Raw genomic sequence first — 15,921 nt, 5'->3', positions numbered from 1 at the left:
CCGCCATGAAAACCGTCCACGCTGGCGCGTCGGAGACGTTCGCCGACCTGCCTGCCTATGAAATCGTCGCGCGCTGGGCCGCGCTGATTCCCGAAGCACTCGCGCTGAGCGATTCGGGCACGTCGCTCAACTATGCGCAACTCGGCTCGCGCATCGAAGCCACGGCCGGCTGGTTGCATACGCTCGGCATACAGGCCGGCGACCGTGTGATGCTCGTCGGCGAGAACAGCGTGGCGCTGGCTACGCTGATCCTTGGCGCGCATCGCGCGGGCGTCACCGTCGTGCTCGAAAACGCGCGCCGCGCGCCGGCGGAGACCGATACGGTTCACGCGCACTGCGCAGCGCACGCCATGCTGTTCGTGCTCGACCGGTCACCCGATGCCGCTGCGCATGCAAAGCGGCTCGGCGCGACCGAAGCGATCGATGCTCCAGCGGGCCGCGTCGCTGTCCGCCTCGAAGCCACCGCGCGAGGCGAACCCGCCGACGAAGCGTCGGCCGCCGCGATCATTTACACGACCGGGACAACCGGCAAGCCTAAAGGCGTGATGTTGTCTTCGCGCGCGCTGAGTTTTATCGGCCAGCAGATGCGCGTATTGCGTCACGTCACGCCGCGCGACACGGTCTACGGGGTACTGCCCATCACGCATGTGATGGGCCTCGCCTCGGTGCTGTTCGGCACGCTCGCGTCCGGCGCGCATCTGCATCTGGTATCGCGCTTCTCAGCCGCAGAATGCGTAGCATGTATCGGCCGTCTTCACGTGAGCATGCTGCAGGGCGCGCCAGCAATGTTCGCGAGGCTCGTCGACCACTGCCAGGCTAACGGAATCACGCGTATCGAGGGCGTACGGTTCATCGGCTCAGGCGGCGCTCCGATCGATCCGACCATCAAGAAGGACGCGCAACGGTTATTCGACACGCCGCTGCACAACGGGTACGGTTTGACCGAAGCGGCCTCGACCTGCTGGACCCGTTTCGAAGACGACAACAGCGACGACACCGTGGGCCGTCCGCTCCCCGGCGTCGAACTACGCATCGCCGCGCCGCCCGGCAGTGACATCGGAGAACTATGGGTTCGCGGCCCGCATGTGATGAACGGCTACTTTCGCGATCCGCTGCGCACGTCGGAAGTGCTGACCGGCGACGGTTGGTTCAATACGCAGGATCTCGCCCGGCAATCCGCCGACGGCCGTATCTACATCGTTGGGCGCACGCGCGACATCATCATCCGCTCGGGCTTCAACGTGTATCCGCTCGAAATCGAACTGGCGCTGGCGACGCATCCCGACGTGCTGCATTGCGCGGTACTCGGCCGTCCCGTCAAAGGTAACGAGGAAATCATCGCTTTCGTCGAACTCACGCAGAACGCCTGCGTGAAACCGGAAACGCTGCTTGCATGGTTGTCGGAGCGGCTCTCGCCGTACAAGCGTCCGGCGCAGATCGTCGTGATGGCGACGCTGCCCGTCGCGGCAAACGGCAAGGTGCTCAAGAGCGCATTGGTGGTGCCGCACGCGTGATGCGCGCGGCGTTTTCTTCTACTTACAGGACATTGCACTCATGGACGAACCGGTCACGTACGAATCTCGCGAACGCATTGCGCAGATCACGATCAACCGCCCGCATCGAATGAACGCCATCGACGATCATGTCGAAGTGGCGCTCGCCGAAGCGTGGCGGCGTTTCAATGCGAGCGACGATCGCGTGGCGATCCTCACTGGCGCGGGCGATACCGCCTTCTCCGCCGGCCGGGACCGCGATGCGACCGGCACGCCGGAATATCGCAAATTCGCACCCGGTGTCGATATCGTGGTTGAAAAGCCGGTGATCGCCGCGGTAGCGGGATGGTGTGTCGGCGGTGCGCTGACCCTCGTGCAAATGTGCGACCTGTGCGTCGCCGCCGAGAACGCGAAGTTCGTCTATCCAGAAGTGAAGGTCGGCTTCGCGGGCGGCCTGGTCGGTTCGCTCGCGGTACGCATTCCGCACAAGATCGCGATGGAACTCATGCTGCTCGGCGAACCGATCGGCGCGCAACGTGCCTACGACGTGGGTTTCGTGAACCGTCTGGTGCCGGTCGGCCAGCAGGTCGCCGAAGCACGCGCGCTGGCCCTCAAGATGGTCAACCACGCCCCACTCGTCCTACGCATGCTCAAGCACTTCGCCAACGAAACCATGCCGAAGGGGCCGGTCGAACTGGCGTCGCAGGCGCTGCGCGAAACCGATCGCCTGTTCGCGAGCGAAGACTATCGTGAAGGTCAGGAAAGCTTCATGCAGAAGCGCACGCCGCATTTCACCGGCAAATAGATTCGACAGCGGGCGCTCGCACGGATACCCGGCGCCCATGCCTGCGGCTCGCGCGGCGCAGTCGCGTCAACCCTCCTTGTACGGTCCGCGATAACCCATCGCATGGGAGATTCGCGCGCGGTTACTCGCGAATGCGAACCGAACCGACCGGAACTCTCAGACAGGACGCAGCGACGCGAGGGCCTCCATCACGCGTCGCGCGACGAGATCGCACACGCGCGTTTCCGATTCGTCGGTCACGCCCGCGATATGCGGCGAGACCAGCAGATTGGGTGCATCCCGCAGCGCCGAACCGGCGCCGAGCGGTTCGGCGGTAAATACGTCGAGTGCGGCGCCGCGCAGATGACCGCTGCGCAACGCATCGGCCAATGCCGTTTCGTCGACGATACCGCCGCGCGCCGCGTTGATCAGGATCGCGCCGGGTTTCATCGCGGCAAGTGCGCGACTGTCGATCAGATTGCGCGTCGTGCCGGTGAGCGGCATGTGCAGACTGATGACATCGCTGGTGGTGAGCACGTCGTCGAAACTGGTCATGCGCACGCCGTTCGTCATGGCGCCTGCGAGCTGCGTGCCGCTGCCGCAGGCGATCACGCGCATGCCGAGCGCCGCGCCGAGTCGCGCGGTTTCCCGCCCGATCGAGCCGAACCCGACGACGCCGAGCGTCTTGCCGGCAATCTCGTGTCCCTGCACCAGCGCCGCGCGCGGCCACTCGCCGTCGAGCACCGCAGCGCTCGCGGCGAACCACGGACGCAGCATCGACAGCGCCGCCGTCATCACATACTCCGCCACGGCCAGCGCGTTCGCGCCGATCGCCGGAATCACCTCGATGCCGCGCGCCGCGCAGGCTTCCAGATCGATGTTGTCGAGCCCCACGCCGAGCCGGCCCACCACACGGCAACGCACGAGCGCAGCCAGCAACTCGCCGCGCACCTGGGTCCGGTTACGTACGATCAGGCAGTCCGCGCCGGGGGCCACACGCAGCAGCGCCGGCAAATCGGTCACCAGCGCAGGTTCGTAGATCACATCGTGCTCGCGCGCCATCCGTTCGCGCGAGTCGGCCGTCATCAGGTCCGGGATGAGAATTTTCATCGGCAACTCCGTCGTGTCATGAGCGCTTGTATTGCAACAGACCACCCATGACCTTCGGCGGATGTGCGAGGATCGCCTCCTCGACCGGATCGGTGCCCCAGCCCGGCCGGTCCGGAATGATCAGCTCGCCGTTCTGGTACTCCGGCGCATGCGTGAACAGTTCGTCTTCCCACGCGAGCCGGTCGATGTCGGTCTCCATGATGCGCAGATTCGGCACCGCCGCCGCGAAGTTCGCGTTGATCATCGTGCACAGGTGGCCGTAGAAATTATGCGGCGCGACGTTGATGTCGTGCGCGTCGGCAAAGGCGGCGATTTTCATCGACTGCCACACGCCATTCCAGATCGTATCGACGATCGCAACGTCCACCGCGTTGGCGTCGAAGAACGGCTTGAACTCGCGAATGCCGAACAGCGTTTCGCACGAGCTGATCGGATGCGGACTATGGTTGCGCACGTAGGCGAGCCCTTGAGGCGAATAACTGTCGATCTCGACCCAGAACAGATCGAAGTCGGCCAGTTCGCGCAGGATCTTCAGATAGCCTTCCGGCTTCGCGTTGAAGTTCAGATCCAGCAGAATTTCGACGTCCGGACCCGCGCCATCGCGCAACGCTTCCAGATGCGCGCGCAGATTGCGCAGGACCTTGCGGTCCACGTTCAGCGCGGGTTGGAACGGCACCGCAAAACCGGGCCGCCACGCATGCAGCGGACCGTCGTCGTGAATGAAGATGTTGGTCTTGATGGCGCGGAACTGCCGCTCGCGTGCTTCCTCGGCCGTGCGTTTCACGCCATCCAGATCGGTCACGGGCGGCCCGAAGAACTTTGGATGATTGATGCGCCAGGTCGGGCAATGCGACCAGTAAACCGGCACGCGATCTCGCAGCTTGCCGCCCAGCAATTCATAACAGGGCACGTTGAGCGTTTTTGCTTTCGCGTCGAGCAGTGCGTTTTCGATCGCACCGATCCCCTCGCTCACCACGCCGCCCGTGGCGGGGCGCGTGAGACAGTACGCTTCCGCAAAAAACCGCTCGTGTTCCATCACCGATGCGCCGACGAGGCGTTTGCCCAATTGCTCGATCACGGCCGTGACACCGGGCGAGCCGAAACCTTCGTCGAATTCGCTCCAGCCGACGATGCCCTCGTCGGTGGTGAGCTTCACGAAGTGATAGTTGCGCCAGCCTGCGTCGCAGCAGAGCGTGTCGACCGAAACGACTTTCATTGCGCCTCCAGAAGAATGCATGATTGCGCGCCGGCCGCCGGCGCGCGGCTGCTAGCCGGCGCCCTCGCCGGCCGCGCGGTTCGCCGCGCGAGCGCGTTGTCAGTCGAGATGCAGGTTCAGTTCCTTGGCGACCTTGCCCCACTTCGCGAGCTCGGCGTTGACGAACTGCTGGAACTGCGGCGGACTGCTGCCGACGGGAATCGCGCCGAGCGGTTCGAGTTGCTTTTTCACGTCCGGCGACTGCATGGCCTTGCCGATTTCCGCGCCGAGCTTGCTCACGATGTCGGGCGGCGTACCGGCCGGCACGAACACGCCGTACCAGGACGTCACGTCGTAACCCGGCACGCTTTCACTGACCGCGGGCATGTCAGGTGCAAGCGGCGAACGTTGCGCGCTCGTCACCGCAACACCAGTCAACTGATGATTGCGGATGTACGGCAACGCCTCATTGACGACCGCCACGCTCTCGCGCCCACCGATCGTGTCCTGGATCGCCGGAATGCCACCCTGATAGGGAATCGTGGTCATCTGCACTCCGGCCATGCGTTTGAACAGTTCGCACGACAGATACGGACTCGTGCCCACCCCCGAGGTCGCGCAACTCGCCTTGCCCGGATTCTGTTTCGCGTAGCTCACGAGTTGCGCGAGCGTGGTGACTTTCAGCGCGGGATTCACGGCGAAATAGTTCGGTACGTTGACCACCTGCGAAACCGGAATCAGATCTTTACGAATGTCGTAGAGGGGCTTGCGATAGAAATAATCGTTGAGCACGTTGGCGATGCTGCCCATCAAAATCGTGTAGCCGTCGGGTTTGGCCTTCGCCACGAATTGCGTGCCGAGCATGCTGCCGGCACCCGGACGGTTTTCGACGATCACATGCACGCCCAGCGTGGTGGTCAGTTTCGCCGCCACGATGCGGCCTAGAACGTCGGTGTTGCCGCCCGGCGGAAACGGCACCACCAGCGTGATGGTGCGATCGGGCCACTCCGCGTGCGCGGCCATCGCCCAGGGCAAAGAAATCGCCGCCGCGGCCACAAGCAGACCGTAACGAAGCGGGCGGGAGAAGCGTTGCAGAAGTCGAGGTGTCATCGTGCTGTCTCCGTTGCCGGCGCGACAGCCGGCGGTTTTTTGTTGTCTCGTGCCGAAACGATCCTGAAGAATCCTGAAACGAGTCCTAAAAAAACGAGTCCTAGAATTTGGTACTACAACCCCAAATATTATGCACGGAAAAATTCTTGCACACGAGCGTTGTCTGTGCAAAGACATGGTTTACCCACACGTGCGCATCGAGAGACCTGGCAAAACGAATCAGGTTTCGTCGAAGGAAGTACGCAGCGTGGCGGTGAGAGGCGCGGCCGCATGTTCGCGCGGCTCGATCAGCACGACCGAACGCGAGAAGCCGGCCAGCCGCGTGATGCGCAGCGACGCGAACCGATGCCATGCTGCGCCCTGCACGATCGGTACGATGGAAACCCCGAGGCCGCGCGCGACCATCGCGGCAATCGCCTCGAGCGAATTCAGTTCGATGATCGGCGTGAACGTCAGGCGTTTGCGGCGCAAATAGGCTTCGACCATTGCACCGGTCCACGCTTCGCGGTCGAACTGGAGGAACGGTGTAGTGGCGAGCAGTTCGCGCAACGGTGTACCGCTGCGCTCGATCGGTGCAATCAGGCCGAACGGTTCGCTGAACAGCGGATGCGCGATGAGCGAGGCATCGATTGGTGCGAGCGGCCGGGTCACCACCGCCGCATCCAGTTCGCCGCGCGCGACCTTGTCGACGAGGTCGCCCGAAATGCCGGTGGTGACGCGCACGTCGAGTTGCGGATGACTGTCTTTCAGCCGCACCAGCAGTTCCGAGAAGCGTCCGGTGAGTTGCGTGGTGATGATACCGAGCGATAGCATACCGGCCACCGAACGCGTGCTGCCAAGCCCGCGCATACGCTCGTATTGTGCGAGCAACTGAATGGCGAGCGGCACGAGCTGTTCGCCCGCTGCAGTCAGACGCAAGGAACGCCGCGTTCGTTCGAACAACGTCACGCCGAGTTCTTCCTCCAGCATCTTCATCTGCACGCTGACCGCGGCCTGCGACAAATGCACCCGAGCGGCGGCCGCGACGAGCGTCCCGCTGTCGTGAAAGGCAAGAAACGCGCGCAACGAACGGATCAGCATGATGGAAAACGCGGAGGAAGAGGATTGTCGAGTATAGGTAAATCCGATTCTCAGCTTGAACAAATTTCGATTTACTTGATCTCACCGGCGCCCCAGACTGAATCCTGTTCTCATCCTGTCGACAGATCCGCACGCCGGATCACCTGCTGCGAGAAATCCGCGATGAACAGTCCCGCTTTGCCCGCCGGCAGCCTCGACGGCGTTCGTGTTCTCGATCTTTCGCGCATCCTTGCCGGGCCGAGTTGCACGCAACTGCTCGGCGATCTGGGTGCGGACGTCATCAAGGTCGAGAAACCCGGCGCGGGCGACGACACCCGCAAGTGGGGACCGCCGTTCGCCCGCGCGGCCGACGGCACACCGTTCGACGAAAGCGCGTATTACCTGTGCGCGAACCGCAATAAGCGCTCGGTCGCGCTGGATATCGCCACGCCCGAAGGACAGGCGTCGATCCATGCGCTGCTCGCGCACAGCGATGTGCTGATCGAAAATTTCAAGGTCGGCGATCTGAGCCGCTATGGCCTCGACTGGCCGCAATTGCATGCGCGTTATCCGCGCCTCGTGTATTGCTCGATCACGGGCTTCGGGCAGGACGGTCCGTACGCCGCGCGTCCGGGCTACGATTTCATGGCACAGGCGATGGGCGGCATCATGAGCCTGACGGGCGAGCCGGACGGCGCGCCGCAGAAAGTGGCGGTCGGCATCACTGACCTGATGACGGGCATGTATGCGACGGTCGGCATTCTGGCCGCATTGCGCCATCGCGATCGTCATGGCGTCGGCCAGCATGTCGACGTGGCGCTGCTCGATTGCCAGGTGGCGTCGCTCGCGAACGCCGCGACGCACTATCTGACGAGCGGTACGCCGCCCGCGCGACTCGGCAATGCGCATCCGAACATCGTTCCCTACGAAGCCTTTCCGGCAAGCGACGGCTACTTCGTGATCGCCGTGGGTAACGACGCGCAATTCCGCCGCCTGTGCACCCTGCCCGGCATGCAGCCGTTGGCCGACGACGCCCGCTTTATCACCAATGCATCGCGCGTGTCGCATCGCGCCGCGCTGATTCCGCTGATGCGGGCGATCACGCGCGAACGTGACGCGGCGTGGTGGCTCGCCTCGCTCGAAGCGTTGCAGATTCCGTGCGCGCCGATCAACACGCTGCCGCAGGTTTTCGCCGATCCGCAAGTCGTCCATCGCGAGATGGCGGTGCGCATGGAAGACGCGCGCTATGAAGCGGGCGGCCCGGTGCTGCTCGGCAATCCGCTCAAGCTGAGCGCGACGCCGGTGCGCTATGCACGCACTCCACCACGCCTGGGCGAACATACGAGCGAAATATTGGACCAGCTCGCCACATACGGCAGAGCTCACTGAACGACCCGGAGACCGACACCCATGTTCGAACTGACTGATGCGCAACGCCAATTGCAGCAAAGCGCCCGTCGATTGGCGCTAGAAGCGATCGCCCCGCACGCGGCGCAGACCGACCGCAGCGAGCAGTATCCGTGGCATACCGTCGAGGCGCTGCGCGAGCAGCGTCTGATGGGCATGACGCTGCCGCCTGAGTACGGCGGCAAGGGCGCGAGCTATTTCGACACGGTGCTGGTCATCGAGGAACTGTCCAAGGTTTGCGCGGCATCGGGCCGCATCATGGTCGAATCGAATATGGGCGCGATCGGCGCGATCATGAAATACGGCTCGGACGCGCAGAAGCAGCTCGCCGCGCGCCTCGTGCTGGCCGGCGACAAGCCCGCCATCTGCATCACCGAACCGCAGGCCGGCAGCGCCGCCAGCGATATGCAGACGCGCGCCGAGCGGCGCGGCGACACCTGGCATTTGAGCGGCTGCAAGCACTGGATCACGGGCGGCGGCGTATCGAAGCTGCACTTCGTGTTCGCGCGCGCGATCGAGGACGGCAAGGACACCGGTATCGCCGGCTTTATCGTCGTGGGGCCGGATGTGCCGGGCATGACGATCCAGCGCATTCCGGCTATGGGCATTCGGGGCGTTCCGGAAGCGCGGATCGAATTCGACGACATGCGCGTTCGGCACGACATGAAGGTCACGCCGCCGGGCCGCACCGAAGCCGGTTTTGCCGGGCTGATGAACGCGTACAACGCACAGCGCGTCGGCGCGGCCACAGTCGCGCTCGGCATTGCGCAAGGTGCATTCGACCTCGCGCTCGACTACGCGAAACGGCGCGAACAGTTCGGCCGTCCCATCGCCGAATTCCAGGGCCTTCAATGGATGCTCGCGGACATGTCGATCCAGCTGGAAGCCGCGCGCCTGATGGTGTGGAAGGCGGCCGCGTCGGGCAGCGAATTCCCGTCGATGTTTGCCGCCGCGCAAGCCAAAATCGCCGCCGGCGAAGCCGCCATCAAGGTCACCAACGACGCGTTGCAGATTCACGGCGCGGTGGGTTACGGACGCGATCTGCCACTCGAACGGATGGTCCGCGATGCGCGCATGTTTACGATTTCAGGCGGCACCGCGCAGATCCTGCGCACGCAGGTGGCGGGCACGTTGCTTGGGCAGAAGCTTTCGCAGCGGCGCAGTGCCTGAGGCCATGATCGCGCCTTGCACCCTCGTCGCGCGAGGCCGAGGCGCGGCGTAGCCAGGCGAAACAGAACGGAAAAGATGGGCGGCGCATTCGCCGCCCGTCCGCTCAATCGTTCAGGAGTTCATCGCCCGATGAATTTTGGCGCGCGCTTCTCGCGCTGCGCAAGCAGACCTTCCTTCCTGTCCTCGCTCTGGGCGACCACTTCCATCGCCCGGCGCGTGTTGCCGAAATGCTCCGTCGGGCCGTGCGAGAGTACGCCTTCATTGACGAAGCGTTTGAGCGTCGCCAGCACGAGCGGCGCCAGGCCCGCGAGTTCGCGCGCCATCGCAAGCGCCGCTTCCACGTGCTGACCGTTCGGCACCACCTGGTTGACGAAACCCGCCTGATACGCACGCTCGGCGCCCACCGGGCGGGCGAGCAACATCATCTCCATCGCCACCTTGTGCGGAATCCGCGCGGCGAGCCCGGCAATCATGCCCTGCGTGGTGCCGAGTCGCGCTTCGGGATAATAGAATTTCGCGTCCTCGGTCGCGACCAGCAGATCGGCCATCATCGCCATCACGAGGCCGCCGCCGACGCACCAGCCAGATACCGCGCAGATCACCGGCTTCTCCGTCGTGATGCCGACCGAGGGCACGCAACGCCACAGTTCGGGCATGTCGCTCACGTCGGCGCCCGCAGTGAAAGCGGCCGTGCCGGCTCCCGTGAGTACCGCGACACGTTGAGTGGAGCGATCGAACTCGGCGAAGGTCTCCTGCAGTTCAATCGCCGTGCTGGCGGAAATCGCATTGCGCCGCGCTTCGCGGTTGATGGTGATCAGCGAAACGCCGTCGTCGAAATGTTCGATCAGCAGATTGTCAGGCTGGCTCATGAAAGCGCTCCTTGAGAGAAAGATTTGCGGCGGCGTGCGCTCACGCAATCCGCAGCCGGCCGTCGACAGCCCAGCAGGCAGTCTTGCCGACGATCAGCGGATTGATATCGAGCTCGAAATCGCGCTCACCGAGATCGGCGGCAAGCCAGCTCACGCGTACGATTGCGTCGACCACCTGATCGACCGCCAGCCGGCCGCCCCGATAGCCGTCGAGGATCTTCCAGATGGGCAACGTTTCGAGCAACGCGAGGACCCGGTCCGCGCCGGCCGGCGCCGACGCGATGGCACGTTGCGCGAGCAGTTCCACCAGCACGCCGCCCGCGCCGAACACGATGATCGGGCCGAACTGCGCATCACGGCGCGCGCCGATGATCAGTTCCAGTTCGCCCTTCACCTGCGCCTGCACCGAAATGCCTTCGATACGCGCTTCGGGCACCGCGCGCCGCGCATTGGCGAGGAGCCGCGCGTACGTGTCGCGCACGGCGGGCTCGTCGGCGACGCCGACCGCAACACCGCCCACATCGCTCTTGTGCACTATGTCCGGCGAGACGATCTTCATCACGACGGGAAAGCCGGTCCGGGTGGCGCACCGCACGGCCTCGTCTGCATCCAGGGCGACGCTGCCCGCGTTGACCGGCACACCGTACTGCTGAAAGAGCGCCTTGCTGCGCTCTTCGTCGTAGATGCCTGAAGCGGGTGCCGCGGATGCCGCGGGCAAACCCGCCGGCCGCACCGGCGTTTCGAACGAGCGCTGTTGACCGAAGCGTCGCCAGGCCGCCCACACCGCGACGGCTTCGTCCATTGTGTTGGTGTACGGCACACCGTGCTCGCGCAACAACCCGCGCAACGGCTCGCTGGTCGCGCCCGCCTCGACGGCGAACAACACCGGCTTGCCGGCCGAACCCCGTGCGCCCGACGCATCGGCGAACGGCGATGGCTGTGCCAGCACGATCTCGCGCAGCCACGGGAACGGCGCCATCGTCACCGGCACGAACAGGCCGTCGGTCTGCGCATCGTCCTGCAGCGCCGCCACTGTCGCTCGCGCGGCCTCGCCGGCATCCGGCGAGATGCGTGCGCCGAAGTCGATCGGGTTGCCGGTCTGTGCGTGCGTGTAGTGGACGTCGAGGCGGGCGCGTGTCGCGTCGCTGAAAGTGGCGAGCGGCACGCCGCGCTCGTACAGCGCGTCGCAAGCGAGTGCGCCGCCGCCGCCGGACGGCGTATAAACGGCGAGTCGCTCCACCTTGCGTCCCGGATAGCGCACCATCGAAGCAGCCAATGTCATCATCGCGCCGATGTCGTTCATCAGGACGATGCCCTGTTCCGCGCACGCCGCCGCGAACACTGCATGATCGCCCGCGATGCTCGCCGTGTGCGAAAAGGCCGCGCGGCTGCCCGCTTCCGTACGGCCCGATTTCACCGCGAGCCAGGGCTTGCCGGCGGCACGCGCGCATTGCGCGGCAGCGATGAAACGCTGGGTGTTTTTCACCCCTTCGATATACGTACAGATCACTTGCGTGTCCGGATCGTCGGCGAGAAACTCGACAAAGTCGGCGAGCTCCAGGTCTGCCTGATTGCCCACCGATATGCCGTGACTGAAACCGATGCCGTGCGACCATGCACGGTCGAAGAACGTCGTCATCAGCGCGCCGCTCTGGCTGACCAGACCAATCGGCTGTTGCGGAAGTTCAGGAATCTCCAGTACTGGCGACGAACACGCGGCAAGGCGATTGGCCGCGCTGATCAGACCCAGGCAATTCGGCCCGATCAGACGCATGCCGTGCTCGCGCGCAATGCCGACGATCTCGTTCTCGGCTTCGCGGCCCGCGTCGCCCGCGTCCGAAAAGCCTGACGTGATGATGAGGCCGCAGCAGATACCCATTTTCGCGGCAGCCTCGATGGCGGGCTTGACTGCCGGCTGCGGCACGGCGAGCACGACCATGTCGGGCACGGCCGGTAAAGCGGAGAAATCCGGATAGGCCTTGATTTCGAACAGCGTGTCGCGTTTTGCGTTGATCGGATAGATCGTGCCGGCAAAGCGGTGACGCAGCACCATGCGCAGCAGCCGGCCGCCGAACTTCGACTGATCTTCCGACGCACCGACGATCGCAATGGAGGCAGGACGCAGCAGCTGTGCGATCTGCCCTCTGCCGGCTAAAGAGGATCTTTCCACCCGGTGTGTCTCCTTGGCTTCGCACCCGTCGTGCCGTGGCGTTGCAGGTGCGTTTCAGAGGCGGGCGACGTGCGAGCGTCACACTTCGCCGCGCGAACCGGGTCCGTCTCCCATTTCCCGGCCTATCGAGTATCGGCTCGTTGCGATAAATCGCCATGTGTTCCGGAATACAGAACGTCTGTGGTTTTTCACGGATAGGCGTACTGTAAGCAAACGGCCCTGGCAGCCGGGACGACCCGCATCCGCCTTGTGGCCATGACGGCCCGCGTGACGCGGCACGCCACGGGCGGATCAAAAACATCAAGGAGACACTTGTGAACAGATTCTGGCTCAGGCGGGCACTCGCGGTAGCCGTGCTGTCTCTTCCTTTATGGCCGGCCATAGGTCACGCCGACTCCGATTACCCCAGCCGCCCTATCCGCATGATCGTGCCGTTCGTGCCCGGCGGCGCATCCGACAATCTGGCCCGGGCGCTGGCCGCCGAACTGACCAGGAAGCTCGGCCAGAATGCCATTATCGAGAACAAGCCGGGTGCTGGCACGGTGATCGGTTCGCAATATGTCGCGCACGCCGAGCCGGACGGCTACACGCTGCTCTGGGCAACCGCGCCGCTCGCGATCAATGCAAGCCTGATGAAGCATCTTCCCTACGACACGCTGAAGGATCTCGTCGCCGTGGTGGACGTGGCTTCGTCGCCGGAAGTGCTGGTGGTCAGCAAGTCGCGCAATATCAGCACGCTCGCGCAGTTGATCGACTCGGCAAAAAAGAATCCGGGCAAACTGACCTATGGCTCGTCGGGTATCGGCGGCTCACCGCATCTGGCCACCGTGATGTTCGCGAACGACGCAGACATCAAGCTCACGCACGTGCCGTATCAGGGCTCGGCACCCGCCGTCACGGCAGCGATGTCGGGCCAGGTGGACATGGTAATCGACACTTTCCTGACCTGCCTGCCCGGCATCACTGCCGGCACGCTGGTGCCGCTCGCGCAAACCGAGACGAAACGCTCCAGCCTGCTGCCGAATGTGCCGACCATGCAGGAGGCCGGCATGAAGGGCTATCAGGCGAGCGCGTGGTTCTCGCTGCTCGCGCCGTCGCGGGTGCCGAAGCCAATCATCGAGAAGCTGAACAAGGCGGTGAACGAAATCATCCAGCAGCCGAAATTCCAGCAGCTGTTCGCCAAACAGGGGATCGATATGGTTGGCGGCGCCGCGGACGCCGCGGAAGCGCATCTGCGTGGCGAAGTGAAGCGCTGGCAGACAGCCGTGAAGGAATCGGGCGCATCGATCGAATAGCCGAGGCGAATCGGCCCGGAGAGACGCGCGCAAACGCGCGGCGTAAGCGTCACAAACAGGCGCGACGGATCGGCACGGCGCGCGTTCAGTGAATTGAATCAGTCTGAACGCGCCGCCACGCGCAAGCGCGCGTCGACCGCGCAGCAGGTATCATCCGCCACCATCAGCGGATTGACGTCCAGTTCGAAATCGAGTCCCGCCGGTTGCCGCGCGGCGAGATCGGCGGCAAGCCAGCTCACACGCACGACCGTATCGACCACACCTGCCAGATCGAGCCGCACGCCGCGATAGCCTTCGAACAACGGCCACAGTGGCAACCGGCGCAGCAACGCAATCACATGGTCTGGATCGGCGGGCGCACGGGCAATGGCGCGCGCCGCCAGAATATCGACCAGCACGCCGCCCGCGCCGAACACGACGATTGGTCCGAACGCCGCATCGCAGCGCGCCCCGACGATCATCTCGAGCCGCCCCTTGAACTGGGTCTGTACCGACAAGCCGTCGATCACCGCAGCGGGCGCATGCTCGCGCACGTTGGTCACGATGCGCCGATACGCATCGCGCACCATCGCGTCGCTATACAGATCCACCTTGACGCCGCCGACATCTGATTTGTGCACGATACCCGCCGATGCCACTTTCAGCACGACCGGATAGCCGAGTTCACCGGCGATGGCGACGGCCTCGTCCTCGTCGCGCGCGAGGCGCTCCTCGTTGGTCCGCACGCCGTAGCGTCCCAGCCACTCGCGCGTGGCGCCTTCGCCATAGGTGCCTTTGCCGGGAAGATGCGCGGCGCAGCCGGCTGCCGTTAGCGGACAGTCTGCGGGCCGCACCGGGCGCCCCGGCGGCAGATAGGACCCGCGAGAATGCCAGGCGGCGAGCACATCGACCGCTTCGCGCAGGTTGTTCAGAAAATACCGGCCACGTTCGAGCAGACCGCGCCGCGCCGTGTCGGCGAGACGCCCGGTTTCGAAGACGTACAGGATCGGCTTGCGCGGTGTTGGCGAGGCCGGATCGCGCCGCAACGCGTCGGCCACGTCACTGGCGACACGGTGCAGTGTCGGCGTGGTCGTGATGGCAAACAGGAGCGCGTCGGTATCCGGATCGTCGGCCACGATGCGCGCCGATTCGCCGACCACGTCGGGACCGTCGCCGACCGTGCGGCCACCGGTGTCCACCGGATTCGCCGCTTGCGAAGGCGGGTAGTAGTCGGCGAGTTTCGTGCGCGTCGCGTCCGAGAAAACGGCCATGCGCAGACCGGCCGATTCGATTTCGTCGGCCGCGATGGCCGCCTCGCCGCCAGAGGGCGAAAACACCGCGATGCGGCTCACCTGGGTAGCAGGATGGTCGGCGAGACTGGTGGCAAGCGCGATCATCGTGAGCGGGCTGTCGAGCAGGGTCACGTGTTCCTCGCGGCACACGGCTTCGAACACCGCGCGGTCACCCGCCACGCTCGCCGTGTGCGAGAACGCGGCCTGCGCGCCCGCCTGCGTGCGGCCCGAACTGACCGCGAGCCACGGCTTGCCTGCCTCACGGGCGCGCGCCGCGAGCTCGGCGAAACGGCGTGGGTCCTTCAACCCTTCGATGTAGGTGCAGATGACCGCGGTGGCGGGATCGCCGATCAGATATTCGACGAAATCGCACAGTTCCAGATCGGCCTGGTTTCCCACCGAAATCGCGTGGGAAAAGGCCAGGCCGATCTCCTTGGCCTTGTCGAAGATGGTACCCATTAACGCGCCGCTCTGACTGACGAAGCCGACACGGCCCACCGGCAGACCCTCGGCCACGAGCGCTGTCGACGGACACAGCACCACGCGGTGCGCTGGACTGATGATCCCCAGACAGTTCGGCCCCACCAGCCGCATGTTCGCGCTTCGCGCTATCGAGACGATGTCGCGTTCGAGCACGGCGCCCTCCGCTCCGCCATCGGAAAAGCGCGCGGTAATGACGATCGCCGCGGTCACGCCGCGCGCCGCACAGGCTTCGATCGCCTCGCGCACCTTCGGCTGCGGAATCGCCATCACCGCGACGTCCGGCACGACGGGCGTGACGTCGATATGCGGATACGCGCTTACCCCGAGCAGCGTTTCGCGTACCGGATTGATTGCCATGATGTGCCCGCGATAGCCATGCGACAGCAGCATCTTCAGCAGACGCCCACCGTACTTGTGCTGATCCTCGGACGCTCCAATCACGGCCACGGAGGCGGGATTCATCAGCGTTTGCACGGCGCGCTCTGGCACGACAGTCGACATGGTG

The 15,921-nt window shown here is 64.7% G+C and carries 12 protein-coding genes; 5 read left to right on the top strand and 7 right to left on the bottom strand.

All coding sequences use genetic code 11. From position 1 onward, the window contains the following. Window positions 1–5 precede the first annotated feature (5 nt). Together BXE_RS27625 and BXE_RS27620 are read left to right on the top strand one after the other, a co-directional pair. Window positions 6–1,514, top strand: a complete 1,509-nt coding sequence (locus BXE_RS27625; protein ID WP_011491425.1) for a class I adenylate-forming enzyme family protein — start codon at window positions 6–8, stop codon at window positions 1,512–1,514. A gap of 40 nt (window positions 1,515–1,554) precedes the next feature. Next, entirely contained in the window at window positions 1,555–2,298 is a 744-nt protein-coding gene (locus BXE_RS27620) for an enoyl-CoA hydratase/isomerase family protein (RefSeq protein ID WP_011491424.1), read from the top strand. A 156-nt stretch (window positions 2,299–2,454) separates the two neighbouring features. Here the strand turns inward: BXE_RS27620 and BXE_RS27615 are convergent, their stop codons facing one another. The 4 genes from BXE_RS27615 to BXE_RS27600 all read right to left on the bottom strand — a co-directional run bounded on the left by BXE_RS27615 (window position 2,455) and on the right by BXE_RS27600 (window position 6,772). Beyond that, window positions 2,455–3,387: a hydroxyacid dehydrogenase gene (locus tag BXE_RS27615; RefSeq protein ID WP_011491423.1), complete on the bottom strand. Its 933-nt coding sequence runs from the start codon at window positions 3,385–3,387 to the stop codon at window positions 2,455–2,457. Window positions 3,388–3,403: 16 nt separating this feature from the next. Then, window positions 3,404–4,603 carry a mandelate racemase/muconate lactonizing enzyme family protein gene (locus BXE_RS27610; protein WP_011491422.1) on the bottom strand — a complete coding sequence of 400 codons (1,200 nt, stop codon included), beginning with the start codon at window positions 4,601–4,603 and terminating at the stop codon, window positions 3,404–3,406. 99 nt (window positions 4,604–4,702) lie between these two features. Then, window positions 4,703–5,692, bottom strand: a complete 990-nt coding sequence (locus BXE_RS27605) for a Bug family tripartite tricarboxylate transporter substrate binding protein (RefSeq protein ID WP_011491421.1) — start codon at window positions 5,690–5,692, stop codon at window positions 4,703–4,705. Between the two features lie 219 nt (window positions 5,693–5,911). Further along, window positions 5,912–6,772, bottom strand: a complete 861-nt coding sequence (locus BXE_RS27600) for a LysR family transcriptional regulator (protein WP_011491420.1) — start codon at window positions 6,770–6,772, stop codon at window positions 5,912–5,914. Between the two features lie 162 nt (window positions 6,773–6,934). Here BXE_RS27600 and BXE_RS27595 point away from each other — a divergent pair, with 162 nt between their 5' ends. After that, entirely contained in the window at window positions 6,935–8,140 is a 1,206-nt protein-coding gene (locus BXE_RS27595) for a CaiB/BaiF CoA transferase family protein (protein ID WP_011491419.1), read from the top strand. 21 nt (window positions 8,141–8,161) lie between these two features. Beyond that, window positions 8,162–9,328, top strand: a complete 1,167-nt coding sequence (gene acdA / locus BXE_RS27590) for a 3-sulfinopropanoyl-CoA desulfinase (RefSeq protein ID WP_011491418.1) — start codon at window positions 8,162–8,164, stop codon at window positions 9,326–9,328. A 119-nt stretch (window positions 9,329–9,447) separates the two neighbouring features. Here the strand turns inward: acdA and BXE_RS27585 are convergent, their stop codons facing one another. Both BXE_RS27585 and BXE_RS27580 read right to left on the bottom strand, forming a co-directional pair. Next, the gene (locus tag BXE_RS27585; protein ID WP_011491417.1) at window positions 9,448–10,197 is read right to left on the bottom strand and encodes an enoyl-CoA hydratase/isomerase family protein; all 750 of its coding nucleotides are present in this window, start codon (window positions 10,195–10,197) and stop codon (window positions 9,448–9,450) included. 40 nt (window positions 10,198–10,237) lie between these two features. Then, the gene (locus tag BXE_RS27580; RefSeq protein WP_011491416.1) at window positions 10,238–12,367 is read right to left on the bottom strand and encodes an acetate--CoA ligase family protein; all 2,130 of its coding nucleotides are present in this window, start codon (window positions 12,365–12,367) and stop codon (window positions 10,238–10,240) included. A 314-nt stretch (window positions 12,368–12,681) separates the two neighbouring features. Between BXE_RS27580 and BXE_RS27575 the strand changes: the two genes are divergently transcribed. Continuing rightward, window positions 12,682–13,662, top strand: coding sequence for a tripartite tricarboxylate transporter substrate binding protein (locus BXE_RS27575; protein ID WP_011491415.1), 981 nt, complete (start codon window positions 12,682–12,684; stop codon window positions 13,660–13,662). A gap of 98 nt (window positions 13,663–13,760) precedes the next feature. Here BXE_RS27575 and BXE_RS27570 read toward each other — a convergent pair whose 3' ends face one another. Beyond that, a complete protein-coding gene (locus BXE_RS27570; RefSeq protein ID WP_011491414.1) occupies window positions 13,761–15,917 on the bottom strand; it encodes an acetate--CoA ligase family protein in 2,157 nt (718 codons plus the stop codon). Window positions 15,918–15,921: the final 4 nt, after the last annotated feature.

The sequence above is a fragment of the Paraburkholderia xenovorans LB400 genome (assembly GCF_000013645.1).
Taxonomy (GTDB): domain Bacteria; phylum Pseudomonadota; class Gammaproteobacteria; order Burkholderiales; family Burkholderiaceae; genus Paraburkholderia; species Paraburkholderia xenovorans.
The sequence above is the reverse complement of the archived record's forward strand: the minus strand, read 5'-3'. Positions and strand labels throughout refer to the sequence as shown.

Coding starts and splice junctions, on each gene's coding strand:
- BXE_RS27625 (WP_011491425.1), top strand. CDS start 6: ATGAAAACCGTCCACGCTGGCGCGTCGGAGACGTTCGCCGACCTGCCT.
- BXE_RS27620 (WP_011491424.1), top strand. CDS start 1,555: ATGGACGAACCGGTCACGTACGAATCTCGCGAACGCATTGCGCAGATC.
- BXE_RS27615 (WP_011491423.1), bottom strand. CDS start 3,387: ATGAAAATTCTCATCCCGGACCTGATGACGGCCGACTCGCGCGAACGG.
- BXE_RS27610 (WP_011491422.1), bottom strand. CDS start 4,603: ATGAAAGTCGTTTCGGTCGACACGCTCTGCTGCGACGCAGGCTGGCGC.
- BXE_RS27605 (WP_011491421.1), bottom strand. CDS start 5,692: ATGACACCTCGACTTCTGCAACGCTTCTCCCGCCCGCTTCGTTACGGT.
- BXE_RS27600 (WP_011491420.1), bottom strand. CDS start 6,772: ATGCTGATCCGTTCGTTGCGCGCGTTTCTTGCCTTTCACGACAGCGGG.
- BXE_RS27595 (WP_011491419.1), top strand. CDS start 6,935: ATGAACAGTCCCGCTTTGCCCGCCGGCAGCCTCGACGGCGTTCGTGTT.
- acdA (WP_011491418.1), top strand. CDS start 8,162: ATGTTCGAACTGACTGATGCGCAACGCCAATTGCAGCAAAGCGCCCGT.
- BXE_RS27585 (WP_011491417.1), bottom strand. CDS start 10,197: ATGAGCCAGCCTGACAATCTGCTGATCGAACATTTCGACGACGGCGTT.
- BXE_RS27570 (WP_011491414.1), bottom strand. CDS start 15,917: ATGTCGACTGTCGTGCCAGAGCGCGCCGTGCAAACGCTGATGAATCCC.